This is a genomic window from Halomonas saccharevitans (assembly GCF_032333995.1).
GTDB classification, from domain to species: domain Bacteria; phylum Pseudomonadota; class Gammaproteobacteria; order Pseudomonadales; family Halomonadaceae; genus Halomonas; species Halomonas saccharevitans.
Window position 1 is genome coordinate 88,197 of record NZ_JAVXUR010000004.1, and the last position, 18,366, is coordinate 106,562.

The window sequence follows — 18,366 nt, forward strand, 5'->3', positions numbered from 1 at the left end:
GCACTCGGGCCCCTAGAGTGAGTCGTAGTCGCCGTCGCGGTAGCCGACGAGGATCTCGTCGCCGTTCTCCAGCAGCGGTCGCTTGAGCAGGGTGGGGTGCGCCAGCAGCAGCTCGCGGGCCGAGTTGGCGTCGAGGTTCTCCTTCTCCTCGTCGTCGAGCTGGCGCCAGGTGGTGCTGCGCTTGTTGAGCACCTCCATGAGCGGCACCCGGTGCAGGATGTGCTCCAGCAGCGGGGCCGAGAGGCCGTCCTCGCGCAGGTCATGGACCTGGAAGGGCATGCCCACACCCTCCAGGGCCTTGCGCGCGCGGCGGCAGGTGTCGCAGTTCTTGATCACATAGAGCGTCAGCATCGGGGGCTCCTCTCGATGAAGCGGCGAATCCGGCGCGCGGCCTCGGCGGTGGCCTCCACCTCGGCTACCAGGGCCAGGCGCAGGCGCCCGGCGCCGGGATTGGTGCCATCGTGTCCCGGGCGCCCCCTTTCGTCGTCGATAGCGGGACGACCCATTCCGTCGTCGGTAGCGGGACGACCCATATAGCTGCCGGGCAGCACGCCGACGTTCTCCTCGGCGTAGAGCGCGCGGGCGAAGGCCGAGTCGTCGCCGCCCGGCACCGCGGGCCACAGGTAGAAGCCCGCCTCGGGGGCGGGGAAGTCTAGCACCGGGGCGAGGATCTCGGTGACCGCGGCGAACTTCTCGCGGTAGGCGTCGCGGTTGGCGCGCACGTGGTCCTCGTCGCTCCAGGCGGTGATGGAGGCGTGCTGCAGCGGCAGCGACATGGCGCAGCCGTGATAGGTGCGGTAGCGCCGGAAGGGCGCGATCAGCGCGGCATCGCCGGCCACGAAGCCCGAGCGCAGCCCCGGCAGGTTGGAGCGCTTGGACAGCGAGTGGAACACCAGGCAGCGCCGGTAGTCGTGGCGGCCCAGGCGCGCGCAGGCCTCGAGCAGCCCGGGGGGCGGCGCGGCCTCGTCCAGGTAGAGCTCGGAATAGCACTCGTCGGAGGCGATGATGAAATCATGCTCGTCGGCGAGCTCGAGCAGTCGTTTGAACTCCGCGAACGGCGTCACCGCCCCCGTCGGATTGCCCGGCGAGCAGACGAACACCAGCTGGACCTCGCGCCAGGTCTCCGCCGGTACCGCATCAACATCCGGGCGAAAGCCCGTCTCGGCGCGGCAGTCCAGGTAGAGCGGCTGGCCGCCGGCGAGCAGAGTCGCCCCCTCGTAGATCTGGTAGAACGGGTTGGGCATGGCCACCCGGGCCGGGCGGCTACGATCCAGCGCCGCCTGCACGAAGGCGAAGATCGCCTCGCGGGTGCCGTTGACCGGCAGCACCTGCTGGTCGGCGTCGAGGCCCGCCAGGCCGAAGCGCCGGGTCGCCCAGTCGGCGATGGCGCCACGCAGCTCCGGGATGCCGGCGGTGGCCGGGTAGCGGGCGAAGGCCTGGCGGTGCTCGTCGAGCGTCTCGAGAGCGGCGGCGTAGGGCGCGTGCTGGGGCTCGCCGATCGTCAGCGAGATGGGCGAGACCCCCTCGGGCGGTGTCACGCCGGCCCTGAGGGCGGCGAGCTTCTCGAAGGGGTAGGGCTTGAGGGCGTCGAGATCGGGGTTCATGGGTGTCCAGGTGCGCCTTGGGCGTTCGAGCGCCGGCGTCGTTATCGGTGATGACCCCGCACGGGGTGAGGCGCACGGGCGGGGAGGGCGTCGATTATAGGGAAGCCCCGGGGCGGCCTCAAACGCCGGCCGCCCCTCGCGCTCATCCGGCGACCGAGAGCACCTCAATGAGCCGCTCACGCAGCCGCTGCTGCCGCTCGGGATCGGTGAGCGGCGCGCCGGCCTTGTCGGTGATGAAGAAGACGTCCTCGACCCGCTCGCCGAGGGTCGCGATCTTGGCCGCCGACAGGGCGATGTCCTGCTCCATGAAGATGCGTCCGACCCGGGCGAGCAGGCCGGGGCGGTCGGGGGCGACCACCTCGAGCAGGGTGCGCTCGTTGGCCGGGTCCTGCTCGATGCTGACCTCGGTAGGAACGCGGAAGTGCTTGAGCTGGCGCGGGGTGTGGCGGGTGACGATCTGCGGGTAGTCGTCCGGATCGTCGAGTTCCTCCACCAGGTGGCGACGGATCGCCGCGATGCGCTCGCGGTCGCGGATCGCCTGGCCGTGATCGTCGAGCACGATGAAGGTGTTCAGCGTCCAGTCGTTGCTGGAGGTGGCGATGCGGGCATCGTGGATCGACAGCCCCAGCTGGTCCATGGCGGCGGCAGTGGCGGCGAACAGATCGTCCACCGAGCGGGTGTGGATGAACACCTTGGTGCCGCCCTCGGCCATGTCGTCGGTGGGGGCGTTGATCAGGATCAGCGGCAGCTGGCTCGCGCCGTGGTCGAGGATGCCCTGGGTCTGCCAGACGATCTCGCTGGGCGCGTACTGCAAGAAATAGTCCTCGCCGAGCGACTCCCAGAGCCGGTCGACTCGGGCCATGTCGGCGCCCACCGTGGCGAGCAGCGAGTGGGCCTCGCTGCGCGTCTCCTGCACCCAGTCGTCGCGCTCCAGGGGGTTCTCCAGGCCACGGCGCAGGGCGCGCTTGGTCTCGCCGTGCAGCTGGCGCAGCAGCGAGGCCCGCCAGCCGTTCCACAGCGTCGGGTTGGTGGCGTTGATGTCGGCCACCGTCAGCACGTAGAGGTAGTCGAGCCGGGTCTCGTCGCCGACCAGGCGGGCGAACTCGGCGATCACGTCGGGGTCGGTGATGTCGCGCTTCTGGGCCACCATGGACATCATCAGGTGGTGCTCCACCAGCCAGCTGACCAGGCGGGTGTCGCGGCTGGAGAGCCCGTGGCGCTCGCAGAAGCGCTCGGCGTCCCGGGCGCCGAGGATCGAGTGGTCGCCGCCGCGGCCCTTGCCGATGTCGTGGTAGAGCCCGGCGATCCACAGAAGCTCCAGCTTGGGCAGCTGGTGGATCAGGGTGGCGGCCACCGGGTACTCCTCGCGGGCCTCCGGCTTGCGAAAGCCGTGGATGCACTTGAGCAGGCGCAGGGTGTGGGCGTCCACGGTGTAGATGTGGAAGAGGTCGTGCTGCATCAGCCCCACGGCCTGGCCGAACTCGGGCAGGTACTTGCCGAGCAGGCCGTAGCGGTTCATGCGCCTGAGCTGGCGGGCGACGTTGCCGCCGGAGCGCAGCAGGGCCATGAACAGGCTCTGGTGGCGCAGGTCGTCGCGATAGAGATCGTCGATCTGGTGGCGATTGTCGCGCAGCAGGCGGATGGTGGCGGCACGCACGCCCTCGATCTCCGGATGCTCGGCCATCAGCAGGAAGAGCTCGAGCAGCGCCGAGGGGCGCTTGTGGAAGACGTTGCGCGAGCGCGCCTGGATGTAGCCGCCCTTGATCTCGAAGCGCTCGTTGAGCGGCACCGTGGGCAGCGCCTGGCCGGCGTGCAGGATGGCCTCGTCGAAGTGCTGCAGGAGCATGTCGTTGAGCCCGGCCAGCGCCGTGACGTGGCGATAGTAGCGCTTCATGAACTGCTCGACGGCCAGGCGTTCCGGAGTGTCGCGGAAGCCGAACAGCTCGGCGATGGTGCGCTGGTGGTCGAACAGCAGCCGATCCTCGGCCCGGTCGGTGAGCATGTGCAGGGCGTAGCGGACCTGCCACAGGAAGGCCTGGCCCTGGCTCAGGATGCGCAGCTCGGCATCGTTCATGAAGCTGCCGGCGACCAGGTCCTCGTAGCGCTGGGTGTCGAAGTGGCGCTTGGCCACCCAGCCGATCATCTGGATGTCGCGTAGCCCGCCGGGTGAGCTCTTGATGTTGGGCTCGAGGTGGTACTCGGAGTTGTTGTAGCGGTAGTGGCGGCTGATCTGTTCCTGCCACTTGGCCTCGAAGAAGCGATCCGCCGGCCATAGCCGGTCGGTGGCAAGCCGCGCCTGCATCGCCTCGCGCAGCCGCTCGGGGCCGGCCAGGGTGCGGGTCTCGAGCAGGTTGGTGATCACCGTCACGTCGGCCTCGGCCTCGCGCTCGCAGTCGGTGAGCGAGCGCACGCTGTGACCGATCTCCAGGCCGATGTCCCACAGGAAGGTGATGAAGGCGGTCAGCGGCTCGCGGTAGGGCGCGTCGTCGTCCGCCTCGAGTAGCAGCAGCAGGTCGACGTCGGAGTGGGGATGCAGCTCGCCGCGGCCGTAGCCCCCCACGGCGAGCAGCGCCACGCCCTCGTCGGGCCAGTCGTGCTGCTCCCAGGCGATGGCCAGCAGGCGGTCCAGGCACCAGGCCCGGCCGTGCACCAGATCGCGGATGTCGGCACCGGCGCGGAAGCGCTCGTCGAGGCGGGCCTGGATGCTCCGCAGCGCCGCCTTGAAGGGGGCGATGGGGGAACGCTCGCCGGCGAGTTCGGCCCGGAAGGCCTCGACGTCGAAGAGGCTCTGGTCGGGCACGAAGCGATAGTGGTGCAGCAGCATGGCGTCGACTCAGCGGTCGAGGAAGGAGAGGTCTTCGTCGCTACGCGCGGTCAACACCTCGACCCCCGTCGCGGTGACCAGTAGCGTGTGCTCCCACTGGGCGGTGAGGCCCTTGTCCTTGGTCACGGCCGTCCAGCCATCGCGCAGCACCTTGGTCTGGTGGCTGCCGACGTTGATCATCGGCTCGATGGTGAAGCACATGCCCTCTTCGAGGGCGATATCGGCCTCGGGGGCGTAGCCGTCGTAGTGCAGGATCTGCGGGTCCTCGTGGAAGCCGGCGCCGATCCCGTGGCCGCAGAAGTCGCGCACCACCGAGTAGCCGTTCTCCTCGGCGTGGGACTGGATGGCGCGGGCCAGTTCGGACAGGCGCGCGCCCGGGCGCACCAGGGCCATGCTGCGGTAGAGGCACTCCTGGGTGACGCGGCACAGGCGCTCGCCCTGGATGCTTTCGCCGACGATGAACATCATGCTGGTGTCGCCGTGATAGCCGTCGGCGGTCTTCACGGTGATGTCGATGTTCATGATGTCGCCTTTCTTGAGCTTCTTGGCGTCATCGGGGATGCCGTGGCAGACCACGTGGTTTATCGAGGTGCAGATCGACTTGGGAAAGCCGTGATAGTTCAGCGGCGCGGGGGTCGAGCCGAGCTCGTTGACGATGAAGTCGTGGCAGCGCCGGTCGAGTTCGCCGGTGCTCACGCCGGCCTTCACGTGCGGGATGATCATCTCGAACACGCTGGCGGCCTGGCGGCCGGCTTCGCGCATCTTCTCGATCTCGTCGGGCGTCTTGATGGGTACGTTCATGGAATCTCGAATCAGCGGTGGGGCCGCCCGGAAAACGGCAGGGACGGGGAGCGGGTGACTTCATCTTGGAGGCCATCCATGGTATAAAGCTGCGCGCTTTCCTGCAATCGCGGAGCCCATGTCGGTCCATCGGCACCTCGGCGAGGCACGAGGGAGTGCGTCAATCAATGCAATGCCTTGAAAACACACATGCACCGGCACATGGTCCCGGGTGCTGTCGTGGCCATCCTCGATGACGCGACGGTCGGATCCATGGGGTGCGTGGAGGCCTAACCCGATTTTCCAGGAGTCATCCATGGCACACGTCAACATGCGTGACCTGCTCAAAGCAGGTGCTCACTTCGGTCACCAGACCAAGTACTGGAACCCGAAGATGTCCAAGTTCATCTTCGGTGCCCGCAACAAGATTCACATCATCAACCTCGAGCACACTCTGCCGGCCCTCAACGAGGCCATCGATGTGGTCGAGAAGATGGCAGCGGCCAACAACAAGATCATGTTCGTCGGCACCAAGCGCAGCGCGAGCAAGATCATCAAGGAAGAGGCTAACCGCGTCGGTCAGCCGTTCGTCAACCACCGCTGGCTCGGCGGCATGCTGACGAACTACAAGACCATCCGCGTCTCCATCAAGCGTCTGCGCGAACTCGAGGCCATGCACGAAGATGGCACCTTCGAGAAGCTGACCAAGAAGGAAGTGCTGATGGCGACCCGCGAGCAGGACAAGCTCGAGCGGTCTGTGGGCGGTATCAAGGAAATGGGCGGCCTGCCCGATGCCCTGTTCGTGATCGACGTCGATCACGAGCGCATCGCCATCAACGAGGCGAACAAGCTGGGCATCCCGGTCATCGGCGTGGTGGACACCAACTCCAACCCCGATGGCGTCGACTACGTGATCCCGGGCAACGATGACTCCATCCGCGCCATCCAGATCTACGTCAAGGCCGTCGCCGACGCCTGCGCCCGTGCTAAGGAAGGTCGTCCCGACGAGTTCGTCGAGGTGACCGAAGCCGAAGAGAGCCAGAGCGACGCGGCCGCCGAGTGATCGTCGGCCCGCCTGGGCCGGCCCGTCTGCCGTCGCTTCGGTGACGGCTCGCCGGACAGGCGCAAGGGGGCCCAGGCCCCCTTTTCTCGCTTCTTCTCCGCTATTATTCCAGGTCGAACCATTCAGAGGACACTACCATGGCAGCTATCAGCGCCTCCCAGGTCAAGGAACTGCGCGAGCGTACCGGGCTCGGCATGATGGAGTGCAAGAAGGCACTCACCGAAACCGATGGTGACATCGAGCAGGCGATCGATAACCTGCGCAAGAACTCCGGCCTCAAGGCCGCCAAGAAGGCCGGCCGCACCGCCGCCGAAGGCGCCGTGGTCACCCGTGTGGCCGATGACGGCAGCTACGGCGTGATGGTCGAGATTAACTCCGAGACCGACTTCGTCGCCCGTGACGAGAACTTCACGGCCTTCGCCGAGAAGATCGCCAACGCCTTCTTCACCGCCAAGAGCGAAGACGTGGCCGCCGTGATGGACGGCGAGCTCGAGACCGTTCGCGAGCAGCTGGTGCAGAAGATCGGCGAGAACATCAGCGTGCGTCGCTGCGTCGTCGTCGAGGCCGGCGACGGCAACCTGGTGGGCGAGTACGTCCACGGTGGCCGCATCGGCGTAATGACCGTGCTCAAGGGCGGCAACGCCGAGACGGCCCGTGACGTCGCCATGCACGTCGCCGCCATCAACCCGACCGTGGCGCATCCCGAGGACATGCCTCAGGAGCAGCTGGACGCCGAGAAGGCGATCATCCTGGCTCAGCCGGACATGGCCGGCAAGCCCGAGCAGATCGCCGAGAAGATGGTTCAGGGCCGCCTGAAGAAGTACCTGGCCGAGAACAGCCTGACCGAGCAGGCCTTCGTCAAGAACCCCGACCAGACCGTGGCCGAGTTCGCCAAGGCCGCCGGCGGCGAAGTGATCGGCTTCACCCGCTTCGAAGTGGGCGAGGGCATCGAGAAGGAAGAGGTCGACTTCGCCACAGAAGTCATGGAACAGGCCAAGCGCAGCTAAGGTCGCAGGTTCCAGAGTGACGATGGCGTGCGCGTAAGCGCACGCCATCGCGTATCCGGCCGGTAGATCCGGCCACCCCCACCAGGTCCCATGCGTCGAGAATCCCGGAGACATCCCATGACCAGCGCCGATCAACCCGCCCCCAGCAAGCCCGAGAAATCCCGTTCCGAGGTGTCCAAGTACAAGCGCATCCTGCTCAAGCTGTCCGGTGAGGCCCTCACCGGAGATGCCGACTTCGGCATCGACCCCAAGGTGCTGGATCGCCTGGCGCTGGAGATCGGCCAGCTGGTGGGGATCGGCGTTCAGGTCGGCATCGTGGTCGGCGGCGGCAACCTGTTCCGCGGTGCGGCCCTGCACGAGGCGGGCATGGACCGCGTCACCGGCGACCACATGGGCATGCTGGCCACCGTAATGAACGCCCTGGCCATGCGCGACGCCCTGGAGCGCTCCAACATCCGTTCGCGGGTGATGTCGGCGATTCCCATGAGCGGCGTGGTGGAGCATTACGACCGTCGCACCGCCATCCGCTACCTGACCTCCGGCGACGTGGTGATGTTCTCGGCCGGCACCGGCAACCCCTTCTTCACCACCGACTCCGCGGCCTGCCTGCGTGGCATCGAGATCGACGCCGACGTGGTGGTCAAGGCCACCAAGGTGGACGGGGTCTACGACAAGGATCCCGTCAAGCACGCCGATGCGGTCAAGTACGAGCAGCTGTCCTATGATGATGCGCTCGACCAGAAGCTCGGCGTGATGGATTTGACCGCTATCTGCCTGGTGCGGGACCATGACATGCCGGTGCGGGTCTTCAACATGAACAAGCCTGGCGCCCTGCTGAACCTGGTGGTGGGTGGCAAGGAAGGCACGCTGATTGACAGAGGGTGAGACAGTGATCGACGACATCAAGAAGGATGCGGAAAGCCGCATGAAGAAGAGCCTCGAGGCCCTTCATTCCAACTTCAACAAGATCCGTACCGGTCGGGCGCATCCCAGCATCCTGGATGCGGTGACCGTCGAGTATTACGGCAGCCAGATGCCGCTCAACCAGGTGGCCTCGGTCAACGTCGAGGACGCCCGCACCCTGACCGTGGTGCCCTGGGAGCAGAGCATGGTGCCGAAGATCGAGAAGGCCATCATGACCTCCGACCTGGGCCTCAACCCGGCAAGCGCCGGTAACGTGATTCGCGTGCCGATGCCGATGCTGACCGAGGAGACCCGCAAGGGCTACATCAAGCAGGCCCGCCAGGAAGCCGAGCACGCCCGCGTGGCGGTGCGCAACGTGCGCCGCGATGCCAACGGGGATTTCAAGTCGCTGCTCAAGGACAAGGACATCACCGAGGACGAGCAGCACCAGGGCGAGGACGCGATCCAGAAGCTGACCGACAGCATCGTCGCCGAGATCGACAAGGCGCTGGAGTCCAAGGAACGCGACCTGATGCAGGTCTGAGGACGGCGATCGGCGCAGGCGAGCGCCGCCGGCGACGGATCGCCCCACGGCGAGCCGCGGGCCCTCGGTCCGCGGCTCGCCGGCCTTCATGCTCTTACCCGCCATGCGAGACATCATGACGTCACCGCAGTCCCCCCGCGGCGCGGCCGCTGCCGACCCCGCCGCCTCCGAGGCCCCGCTGCCGCGCCATGTCGCGATCATCATGGACGGTAACAACCGCTGGGCGAAGGCGCGCGGCCTGTCCGGCATCCGCGGCCATCACGCCGGCGTCGAGGCGGTGCGAGCCGTCATCCGCCGCGCCGCCGAGCGCGGCATCGAGACCCTGACGTTGTTTGCCTTCTCCAGCGAGAACTGGAAGCGCCCCGCCAGCGAGGTCAATGCCTTGATGGAGCTCTTCCTGATGGCGCTCCAGCGCGAAGTGAAGAAACTGCATCGCCACGGTCTTCGCCTCTCCGTGATCGGCGATCGCGGCGGCTTCTCCGCCTCGATCCAGAAGCATATCGAGAGCGCCGAGGCGCTGACTCGCGACAACACCGGCCTGCACCTGGTGATTGCGGCGAACTACGGTGGTCGCTGGGACATCGCCTGCGCCGCGCGTCGCCTGGCCGAGCGAGTGGCCGCCGGCGAACTCGCCCCCGAGGCGATCGACGAGCAGGCCATGGACGAGGCGGTGAGCCTCGCCGGCGATGCGCCGGTGGATCTGTGCATCCGCACCAGCGGCGAGCAGCGCATCTCCAACTTCTTGCTCTGGCAGATGGCCTACGCCGAGCTGCATTTCACGCCCGTGCTGTGGCCGGATTTCGACGGCGAGGCCTTCGATTCTGCCCTGGCCGATTACCAGGGGCGCAAGCGGCGCTTCGGCATGACCGACGAACAGCTCGAAGCGCAGCTGGGGGAGTAACACGTGCTCAGACAACGCATCATCACCGCGGCCTGGCTGGCCCCCCTGGCCCTGTTCGGCCTGTTCGGCCTCGACGGCGCGGGGTTCGGCCTCTTTACCGCGGCCATCGTGCTGCTCGCCGGCTGGGAGTGGGCCAACCTCGCCGGCGTTGCCGCGCCGGGGCGCCGCCTGCTGCCGGTAGCCGGCCTGGCCGTGCTGATCGCGCTGTGCTGGGCCAGCGGCGTGGCCTGGGAGAGCTGGCCGCTGTGGCTCGGCGCGCTGGGCTGGCTGGTCAACCTCTACTGGGTGACCGGCTACCCCCAGCGCCTGGCGCAGTGGCAGTCGACCGGCATGCGTCTGGGCATGGGCCTGTGGGTGCTGTTGCCGACCTGGATCGGTTTCAACGTGCTGCGCGAGAGCGGCGCCGTCTGGCTGCTCTTCGTGCTGCTGCTGGTGTGGGGCGCCGATATCGGCGCCTACTTCGTCGGCCGAGCGTTCGGGCGTCGCAAGCTGGCGCCCGCCGTCAGCCCCGGCAAGACGTGGGAGGGCGTGTCCGGGGGCCTCGCGGTCACCGCCGCGCTGGCGGTCGGCTTCGCCGTCTGGCAGGGCCTCGGCCTCGCCTCCGGTCTGGCACTGCTGGGCGCTACCCTAGTGGTGACCCTGGCCTCGGTGCTGGGCGATCTGCTCGAGAGCATGCTCAAGCGTCATCGCGGCATCAAGGACTCCAGCCGGCTGTTGCCGGGTCACGGCGGGGTGCTCGACCGCATCGACAGCCTGACCGCGGCGGTACCGCTGTTCGCGCTGCTGCAGGGTGGCGTACTGTGATGCCGCGTCGGGTGACCGTGCTGGGCGCGACCGGCTCCATCGGCACCAGCACCCTGGAGGTGCTGGCTCGCCACCCGGATCGCTACCGGGTGCACGCGCTGACCGCCCATCGCTCCCGGGAGGCGCTGCTGGCCCAGTGCCGGGTTCACCGTCCGGCGCTGGCCGTGCTCGACGCCGAGGGCGACGCCGCCTGGCTGCGCGCGCGCCTGGGCGAGGCGGGCTTGGCTACCGAGGTGCGCGCCGGCGCCGAGGCTCTGGTCGAAGTCGCCGAGGCCGCCGAGGTGGACACCGTGATGGCGGCCATCGTCGGGGCCGCCGGCCTGCTGCCGACGCTCGCCGCCGTGCGTGCCGGCAAGCGGGTACTGCTGGCCAACAAGGAGGCCCTGGTGATGTCCGGGGCGCTGTTCATGGACGCGGTGGCGCGCCACGGCGCCACCCTGCTGCCCATCGATTCCGAACATAATGCCATCTATCAGTGTCTACCCGTCGAGCATCGCGGCGGGCTGGCGCGTCACGGCGTGACCCAGCTGCTGCTGACCGCCTCGGGCGGCCCCTTTCGCGGCTGGACGGCGGCTGATCTCGCCGCCGTGACCCCGGATCAGGCCTGCGCCCACCCCAACTGGTCGATGGGACGCAAGATCTCGGTGGACAGCGCCAGCCTGATGAACAAGGGGCTCGAGCTGATCGAGGCATGCTGGCTCTTCGATGCCCGCCCCGATCAGGTGCAGGTGGTGGTGCACCCGCAGAGTGTGATCCACTCCATGGCCGCCTACAGCGACGGCTCGGTGATCGCCCAGCTGGGCAACCCGGACATGCGCACGCCGATCGCCTATGGGCTGGCCTGGCCGGAGCGCATCGAGGCCGGCGTCGAGGCGCTGGATCTGTTCCAGGTCGCGCGGCTCGACTTCGAGCCGGCCGATGAAATCGCCTTTCCCTGCCTGCGCCTGGCCCGCGAGGCCATGGCGGCCGGGGGGACAGCGCCGGCGGTGCTCAACGCCGCCAACGAGGTGGCGGTGGAGGCCTTCCTCGATGGCCGCCTCGGCTTCACCGGCATCGGCGAGCTGGTGGCGCGGGTGCGCGACACGCGCCCGGTCGAGGCCGCCCGGGATCTCGAGACCGTCCTCGCGGCCGATGCCCTCGCTCGGCAGGCGGCACATGACTGGCTGGCGCGGCAATGAGGCGCGCGCCATGACGCTGTTGACTGCAAGGAGATTGCCGTGGGCCTGATCCAGAACGTGCTGGCCGTCATCGTGGTACTTGGCCTGTTGATCACCTTTCACGAGTTCGGCCACTTCTGGGTGGCGCGGCGCTGCGGCGTCAAGGTGCTGCGCTTCTCGGTGGGCTTCGGCAAGCCGCTGTGGTCGCGCCGGGACCGCCACGGTACCGAGTTCGCGGTGGCTGCCATTCCGCTGGGCGGCTACGTAAAGATGCTCGACGAGCGCGAGGGTCCCGTCGACCCCGCCGAGCAGCACCTCGCCTTCAACAACAAGACCGTCTGGCAACGTATCGCGGTGGTCTCCGCCGGCCCTCTGGCCAACTTCCTGCTGGCCATCGTCGCCTACTGGGCGCTGTTCGTGGCGGGCACCACTACGGTGGCGCCGGTGGTCGGCAGCGTGGCCCCCGACTCCCCGGCCAGCCAGGGTGGGCTCGTGCCGGGTCAGGAGATCACCGCGGTGCAGGGCGCGGCGGTGCGCTCCTGGGAGGAGATCAACCTCAAGCTGGTGTCGGCGATCGGTGAGAGCGGTGCGCTCACGGTGGCGGCGCGTGACGACGCTACCGCCGTTCCCCGGACCTATCGACTGCCGGTCGAGGACTGGCTGGTGCGACAGGACCCGCCGCGTCCGTTGGCAACCCTGGGCGTCACGCCCTGGCGTCCCGAGATCCCGGCGGTGTTGGGTCAGGTGGTCGAGGGCGAGGCCGCCGCCGAGGCCGGCCTGCAGGCCGGTGACGAGGTGGTGGCGGTCAACGGTGAGCCGGTGGCCGACTGGATGGCCTTCGTCGATCGCGTGCGCGAGAGCCCTGGCGAGACCCTCGAGGTCGCGGTACGCCGCGACGGCGAGCGGCGCTCGCTCTCCCTCACGCCCCGGCACCGCGTACAGGAGGCAGGGGAGGCCATCGGCTATATCGGCGCCGGCGCCGAGCCCGTCTCCTGGCCCGAGGAGTATCGCCGCGAGATCCGCTATGGGCCGCTGGCCGCCGTCGGCGAGTCGCTTGCGCGCACCGGCGAGATGACGGTGCTGACCCTGGGCGCCATTCGCAAGATGGTGGTGGGGCTGATCTCGCCGTCGAACCTCTCCGGCCCGATCACCATCGCGCGCATCGCCGGGGATTCGGCGCGCAGCGGTCTTGAGAGCTTCGTCAGCTTCCTGGCCTACCTCTCGATCAGCCTCGGGGTGCTGAACCTGCTGCCGATCCCGGTGCTCGACGGCGGCCACCTGCTCTATTACTTCGTCGAAGTGGTGCGTGGTCGTCCGGTCTCCGAGCAGGCCCAGGCGGTGGGGTTGCGCATCGGCCTGGCCCTGGTCGGCACCCTGATGCTGATGGCGCTCTATTTCGACCTGATGCGGCTCTGGTAGCCGGGCGTCGGCTTGTCAGTGGCCATGACAAATGTATAAGGTGCCTGTCTGGACCGGACGGCAGACCAACGCGAGCGAATCGATTGCATGAAAATCAAGACCATCGGACTGGCGGCGCTGCTGCTTGCCGGTGCCCAGGCGGCACTGGCGGATCCCTTTGACGTATCCGACATCAGGGTGGAAGGACTGCAGCGGGTCTCTCCCGCCTCCGTGTTCAACGCCTTCCCTGTCAGTGCCCGCGATCGGGTCGACGAGCGCGAACTGGCCGAGGCGGCTCGCGAGCTCTTCGCCACCGGCCTCTTTGAGGACGTGAGCCTGGCCCGCGAGGGCGATGTGCTGATCATTCAGGTGGTCGAGCGGCCGACGCTGGCGCGTCTCAATATCGAGGGCAACAGCCAGATTCCCGATGAGGACCTGCGCGATGGCCTCAAGCAGGCCGGCCTCGACGAGGGGCAGGTCCTGCAGCTCTCGACCCTCGAGGAGATCCAGCGCGAGCTGGAGGGTGTCTACCAGTCCCAGGGGCGCTACAGCGCCCGTATCGACACCTCCGTCGAGGAGGTGGGCGAGGGGCAGGTCCAGGTCAACATCGATATCGATGAGGGCGCGGTCGCCAAGATTCGCCAGATCAACATCGTCGGCAATCGCGACTTCGACGACGAGCGCCTGCGAGAGCTCTTCGAGCTCGAGGACTCCCCGGGCTGGTTCTTCGGCTGGTTCTCCAGCGACGAGTACTCCCGCGAGGCCCTGGCCGGCGATCTCGAGCGGCTGCGCTCCTTCTACCTGGATCGCGGCTACGTGAACTTCGCCATCGAGTCCTCCCAGGTCTCGATCAGCCCCGACAAGTCGAAGATCTTCGTCACCGTCAACGTCGACGAGGGACGCCAGTACCGCCTCGGCGACATCCGCTTCTCCGGTGATCTGCGCATCGCCGAGCGCGAGGCCCGGGAACTGCTCGAGGTCGAGAGCGGCGAGATCTTCTCGCGCAGCGACGTCACCGCCTCCACGGAGGCCCTGCGCTCGCGACTCGGCGCCGAGGGCTTCGCCTTCGCCAACGTCGATGGCATTCCCGAGGTCGCCGCCGCCGGCGACACCGTGGATCTGATCTTCCGTGTCGAGCCCGGCGAGCGCGCCTACGTGCGTCGCATCGAGTTCACCGGCAACACCACCACCCAGGACGAGGTGCTGCGCCGGGAAATGATCCAGATGGAGGGCGCGCCGGCCTCCACCGAGTCGATCAGCCGCTCGAAGCAGCGCCTGGAGCGCCTGGGCTTCTTCAAGCAGGTCGACGTCGAGACGCGGCCCGTGGCCGGCCAGCCCGACAAGCTCGACGTCACCTACACGGTGGAAGAGCAGCCCTCGGGCTCGATCTCGGCGAGCATCGGCTTCTCGCAGAGTGCCGGGGTGATCTACGGTGCCTCGCTCTCCCAGAACAACTTCCTGGGCACCGGTAACCGCGTCAACATCGGCGCCCAGCGCAGCGACACCTATACCAGCCTGAATTTCGGCTTCACCGATCCCTACTGGACCCTCGACGGCATCTCCCGCGGCTACAACCTCTTCTACCGCGAGACCGACTACGAGGATTCCGACATCTCGACCTACTCCACCGACTCCTTCGGTGGCGGGATCAACTTCGGCTATCCGATCAACGAGCTGGCTCGCCTGAACTTCGGCGCCAGCGTCGAGGATCTGTCGATCAAGACGTATAACGACACTTCCTTGGAAGTCCAGCGCTACGTCGACGATCAGGGCGGCGACGCACAGAGTCTGAAGCTCTCGGCCAGCTGGACCCGCAACAACCTCAACCGCGGCATCATGCCGACCGCCGGCAGCTACCAGCGTCTGTCGCTGGAGTCCGCGGTGCCGGGCAGCGATGCCGAGTACTACAAGCTGCGCGCCCGGGCCCGCCAGATCTTCCCGTTCAACGAGGAGCAGACCTGGGGGCTGAAGTTCAGCGGCGAGCTGGGCTACGCCGACACCGTCGGCAACGATCCCTATCCGTTCTATGAGAACTTCTTCTCCGGCGGCCTCGGGTCGGTACGCGGCTTCACCGGCAATACCCTGGGCACGCCCACCACGCCTCCAGACGAATTCAGCGGCGAGGACCGCACCCTGGGCGGCAACGTCCTGGTCGAGGGCAGCGCCGAGGTGCTCTTCCCGGTGCCCTTCGTCGAGGATCAGCGCTCGCTGCAGGCCTCGCTGTTCCTGGACGCCGGTAACACCTTCCTCACCGACTGCTATCCGGTGCGCGATGAAGAAGCCGGCCGCCAGCGCTGCGAGTCCGGCGTGGATCTGGGCGAGCTGCGCTACAGCGCCGGCCTCGGGCTCTCCTGGTTGACGCCGGTGGGGCCGCTGACCTTCAGCGTCGCCGAGCCGCTCAACGAAAAGGACGGGGACGATACCCAGTTCTTCCAGTTCTCGCTGGGTCAGACGTTCTGATCCGGCCCCGTTCCGAGGAATCTTGCCGCATGCGCACGCTCCCCGCCGCCCTCTGCCTCGGCCTGCTGGTCGCCACCACCGTGTCGGCCCAGGCCGATGAGGTGGCCGTGCTCGACTGGCGCGCCGCGCTGATGGAGACCGATGCCGCCGAGCGCACCATGACCGCGCTGAGCAATCGTCTCGCCGACCGGCAGCAGGAGGCAAAGGCCCTGGGCGAGGAGCTCCAGCAGATGCAGCAGCGCCTGCAGGCCTCGGGCGAGAGCATGACCGAAACCGAGCGGCGTACTACCCTCCAGGCGTTTCAGCGCAAGGGGCAGCGCTTCGAGACGCTGCGCCGTGAGATCGCCCAGGCGCGCCGCGAGGCCGAGCAGGGCTTCCTCCAGGAGGCCGAGCCCAGGCTGGATCAGGCGGTCCGGCAGGTCATCGAGCGCCATGGCGTCGCGGTGCTGGTGGATCCCAACGGCGTGCTGCACGCCGAGCAGGACCTGCAGGACCTGACCGGCGAGGTCACCGAACGCCTCAACGCCCTCTACTAGCCGGCCGTCCCCATACGATAGTGAGTTTCCATGAATCAAGACGCCCGAACCCTCACACTGGCAGAGATCGCCACGCGCCTGGGAGCCCGCCTCAAGGGCGACGGCGAGCGGCGGGTGAGCGGCCTGGCCACGCTACGCGACGCCACGCCGGATCAGGTGGCCTTCCTCGCCAACCGTGCCTATCTCAAGGACCTGCCCGAGACGCGTGCCGCCGCGGTGCTGCTGGCACCTGCTCACGGCGAGGCCTGCCCGGTGGCGAGCCTGGAGCTGGATAACCCTTACCTCGGCTATGCAGAACTCTCGCGCCTCTTCGATCCCCTGGTCGGGCGGACGCCGTCCGGCACTCATCCCACGGCAGTGGTCGCCGATGACGTTCGCCTGGGCGAGAACGTGGCCATCGGTCCTCAGGCGGTGATCGAGGAAGGGGTCGAGTTGGGCGACGACGTCGTGATCGGTGCCGGCTGCGTGGTGGGCGCGGATTCGCGCATCGGCGAAGGCTCGCGCCTGCACGCCAACGTCACGGTCTGCCACGGGGTGGTGATCGGCCAGCGTGCCATCCTCCACAGCGGCTGCGTGATCGGCGGCGACGGCTTCGGCTTCGCCCACGACGGCGGGCGCTGGCACAAGATCGCCCAGCTGGGCGGGGTGATACTGGGCGACGACGTCGAGATCGGCAGCTGCTCGAGCATCGACCGCGGGGCACTCGGCGACACCGTGATCGGCGACGACGTGAAGATCGACAGCCAGGTGCAGATCGCCCACAACGTGCAGATCGGCGACCACAGCGCCCTGGCCGGCTGCGTGGGCATCGCCGGCTCCACCCGGGTGGGCAAGCACTGCATGCTGGGCGGCGGCGTGGGGCTCTCCGGCCACCTGACCATCGCCGACGGCGTGCAGGTTACCGGCATGAGCCTGGTGACCAATTCGCTCCTCGAGCCCGGCATCTACTCCTCGGGCACCGGCGCCATGGACAACGCCCAGTGGCGTCGCAACGCGGTGCGCTTCAAGCAGCTCGACGACATCGCGCGTCGTCTGTCGCGTCTCGAGAAGGTCGGTCGCAGCGGTTGAGGCCCGACCACAGGGCGGTATAATCCTCCGCCTGTCTTCGCCGGCGCCCGAGCGCCGGCCGTGCCCCTCCCCGGGAAGGGCATCCTGTCATTTCAGAGGTTGCTACGATGGTAATGGACATCAACGAGATCCGTGAGTATCTGCCCCACCGCTATCCTTTCCTGCTGGTGGATCGGGTCACGGAGCTCACGCTGGGAGAATCCATCGTTGCCTACAAGAATGTCAGCATCAATGAGCCCTTCTTCAACGGCCACTTCCCGCACCACCCGATCATGCCCGGCGTGCTGGTGGTCGAGGCCCTGGCCCAGGCCTGCGGCATCCTCGGCTTCAAGACCGTCAACAAGCTGCCCGCCGACGGCTACGTCTACTACCTCGTCGCCAGCGACAACGTGCGCTTCAAGCGCCCGGTGATGCCCGGCGACCAGCTGGTGCTCGAGGCCCGGGTCGAGCGCACCAAGCGCGGCATCTGGAAGTTCGCCTGCCGCGCTACCGTGGACGGCGAGCTGGCCTGCGAGGCCGACATCACCTGTGCCGAGAGGAAGGTCGCTTGATACACCCCACCGCCCTCATCGATCCCGCGGCGCGCCTGGCCGATGATGTCGAGGTCGGCCCCTTCACGGTGATCGGGGCCGATGTCGAGATCGGGCCCGGCAGCCGCATCGGCCCTCATGTCGTGATCAAGGGGCCCACCGTGCTGGGCGCGCGCACCCGCATCTTCCAGTTCGCCTCGGTAGGTGAGGATTGCCAGGACAAGAAGTACGCCGGCGAGCCTACCCGTCTGGTGATGGGGGACGACAACGTCATCCGCGAGGGCGTCACCCTGCACCGCGGCACCGTCCAGGATCGCGGCGAGACCGTCGTTGGCTCGCGCAACCTCTTCATGGCCTACGTCCACGTCGGCCATGACTGCGTGATCGGCAACGACGGCATCTTCGCCAACCAGGTGACCTTGGCCGGTCACGTGAAGCTTGGCGACTCCGTCATCCTCGGCGGCCTCTCGGCGGTCCATCAGTTCTGCCACTTCGGCGACCACGCCATGGCCGGCGGCGGATCGATCATCACCAAGGACACCCCGGCCTACGTGATGATCAACGGCAACCCGGCCCAGGTCCACGGCCTCAATCTGGTCGGGCTCAAGCGTCGTGGCTTCTCCAAGGAGGCCATCCGCGGGCTGAGCGAGGCCTACAAGCTGGTCTATCGCCAGGGACTGACCACCGACCAGGCGCTGGAGCAGATCCGCGCGCGTTTCGCGCTGCCCGAGACCGAGATCTTCGCCGCCTCCATCGAGGCCTCGACCCGCGGCATCATCCGCTGAGG

17 protein-coding genes are annotated in these 18,366 nt (G+C 67.8%); 13 read left to right on the forward strand and 4 right to left on the reverse strand.

Annotated elements, in window-relative coordinates:
- Positions 1-12 precede the first annotated feature (12 nt).
- The 4 genes from RSO68_RS10905 to map all read right to left on the reverse strand — a co-directional run bounded on the left by RSO68_RS10905 (position 13) and on the right by map (position 5,229).
- Entirely contained in the window at positions 13-351 is a 339-nt protein-coding gene (locus RSO68_RS10905) for a Spx/MgsR family RNA polymerase-binding regulatory protein (RefSeq protein WP_089850247.1), read from the reverse strand.
- Complete coding sequence (gene dapC / locus RSO68_RS10910) at positions 345-1,604, reverse strand: succinyldiaminopimelate transaminase (RefSeq protein ID WP_315586617.1); 1,260 nt, start codon at positions 1,602-1,604, stop codon at positions 345-347. Before dapC ends, RSO68_RS10905 begins: the two co-directional genes overlap by 7 nt.
- A 142-nt stretch (positions 1,605-1,746) precedes the next feature.
- Positions 1,747-4,428, reverse strand: a complete 2,682-nt coding sequence (locus RSO68_RS10915) for a [protein-PII] uridylyltransferase (RefSeq protein ID WP_315586618.1) — start codon at positions 4,426-4,428, stop codon at positions 1,747-1,749.
- Positions 4,429-4,437: 9 nt separating this feature from the next.
- Positions 4,438-5,229: a type I methionyl aminopeptidase gene (map, locus tag RSO68_RS10920; RefSeq protein ID WP_089850252.1), complete on the reverse strand. Its 792-nt coding sequence runs from the start codon at positions 5,227-5,229 to the stop codon at positions 4,438-4,440.
- A 295-nt stretch (positions 5,230-5,524) separates the two neighbouring features.
- Between map and rpsB the strand changes: the two genes are divergently transcribed.
- The 13 genes from rpsB to lpxA all read left to right on the forward strand — a co-directional run bounded on the left by rpsB (position 5,525) and on the right by lpxA (position 18,364).
- Positions 5,525-6,271, forward strand: coding sequence for a 30S ribosomal protein S2 (gene rpsB, locus RSO68_RS10925; protein ID WP_138181418.1), 747 nt, complete (start codon positions 5,525-5,527; stop codon positions 6,269-6,271).
- 137 nt (positions 6,272-6,408) lie between these two features.
- Positions 6,409-7,278: a translation elongation factor Ts gene (gene tsf, locus RSO68_RS10930; protein ID WP_089850256.1), complete on the forward strand. Its 870-nt coding sequence runs from the start codon at positions 6,409-6,411 to the stop codon at positions 7,276-7,278.
- A gap of 117 nt (positions 7,279-7,395) precedes the next feature.
- Entirely contained in the window at positions 7,396-8,163 is a 768-nt protein-coding gene (gene pyrH, locus RSO68_RS10935) for a UMP kinase (RefSeq protein ID WP_089850258.1), read from the forward strand.
- Between the two features lie 4 nt (positions 8,164-8,167).
- The gene (gene frr, locus RSO68_RS10940; protein ID WP_089850260.1) at positions 8,168-8,725 is read left to right on the forward strand and encodes a ribosome recycling factor; all 558 of its coding nucleotides are present in this window, start codon (positions 8,168-8,170) and stop codon (positions 8,723-8,725) included.
- Between the two features lie 115 nt (positions 8,726-8,840).
- Positions 8,841-9,626: a polyprenyl diphosphate synthase gene (gene uppS / locus RSO68_RS10945; RefSeq protein WP_315586619.1), complete on the forward strand. Its 786-nt coding sequence runs from the start codon at positions 8,841-8,843 to the stop codon at positions 9,624-9,626.
- 3 nt (positions 9,627-9,629) lie between these two features.
- Positions 9,630-10,430: a phosphatidate cytidylyltransferase gene (locus RSO68_RS10950; RefSeq protein ID WP_089850264.1), complete on the forward strand. Its 801-nt coding sequence runs from the start codon at positions 9,630-9,632 to the stop codon at positions 10,428-10,430.
- Entirely contained in the window at positions 10,430-11,608 is a 1,179-nt protein-coding gene (gene ispC / locus RSO68_RS10955) for a 1-deoxy-D-xylulose-5-phosphate reductoisomerase (protein WP_089850267.1), read from the forward strand. The genes RSO68_RS10950 and ispC overlap by 1 nt, the downstream gene beginning before the upstream one ends.
- 39 nt (positions 11,609-11,647) lie before the next feature.
- Positions 11,648-13,006: a sigma E protease regulator RseP gene (gene rseP / locus RSO68_RS10960; RefSeq protein WP_315586620.1), complete on the forward strand. Its 1,359-nt coding sequence runs from the start codon at positions 11,648-11,650 to the stop codon at positions 13,004-13,006.
- 87 nt (positions 13,007-13,093) lie between these two features.
- Positions 13,094-15,445, forward strand: a complete 2,352-nt coding sequence (gene bamA, locus RSO68_RS10965; protein WP_315586621.1) for an outer membrane protein assembly factor BamA — start codon at positions 13,094-13,096, stop codon at positions 15,443-15,445.
- Positions 15,446-15,474: 29 nt separating this feature from the next.
- A complete protein-coding gene (locus RSO68_RS10970) occupies positions 15,475-15,981 on the forward strand; it encodes an OmpH family outer membrane protein (protein WP_315586622.1) in 507 nt (168 codons plus the stop codon).
- A gap of 30 nt (positions 15,982-16,011) precedes the next feature.
- Positions 16,012-17,049, forward strand: a complete 1,038-nt coding sequence (lpxD, locus tag RSO68_RS10975) for a UDP-3-O-(3-hydroxymyristoyl)glucosamine N-acyltransferase (RefSeq protein ID WP_089850274.1) — start codon at positions 16,012-16,014, stop codon at positions 17,047-17,049.
- 107 nt (positions 17,050-17,156) lie between these two features.
- Positions 17,157-17,600 carry a 3-hydroxyacyl-ACP dehydratase FabZ gene (gene fabZ, locus RSO68_RS10980; protein WP_089850276.1) on the forward strand — a complete coding sequence of 148 codons (444 nt, stop codon included), beginning with the start codon at positions 17,157-17,159 and terminating at the stop codon, positions 17,598-17,600.
- Complete coding sequence (gene lpxA / locus RSO68_RS10985; RefSeq protein WP_089850278.1) at positions 17,597-18,364, forward strand: acyl-ACP--UDP-N-acetylglucosamine O-acyltransferase; 768 nt, start codon at positions 17,597-17,599, stop codon at positions 18,362-18,364. The genes fabZ and lpxA overlap by 4 nt, the downstream gene beginning before the upstream one ends.
- Positions 18,365-18,366: the final 2 nt, after the last annotated feature.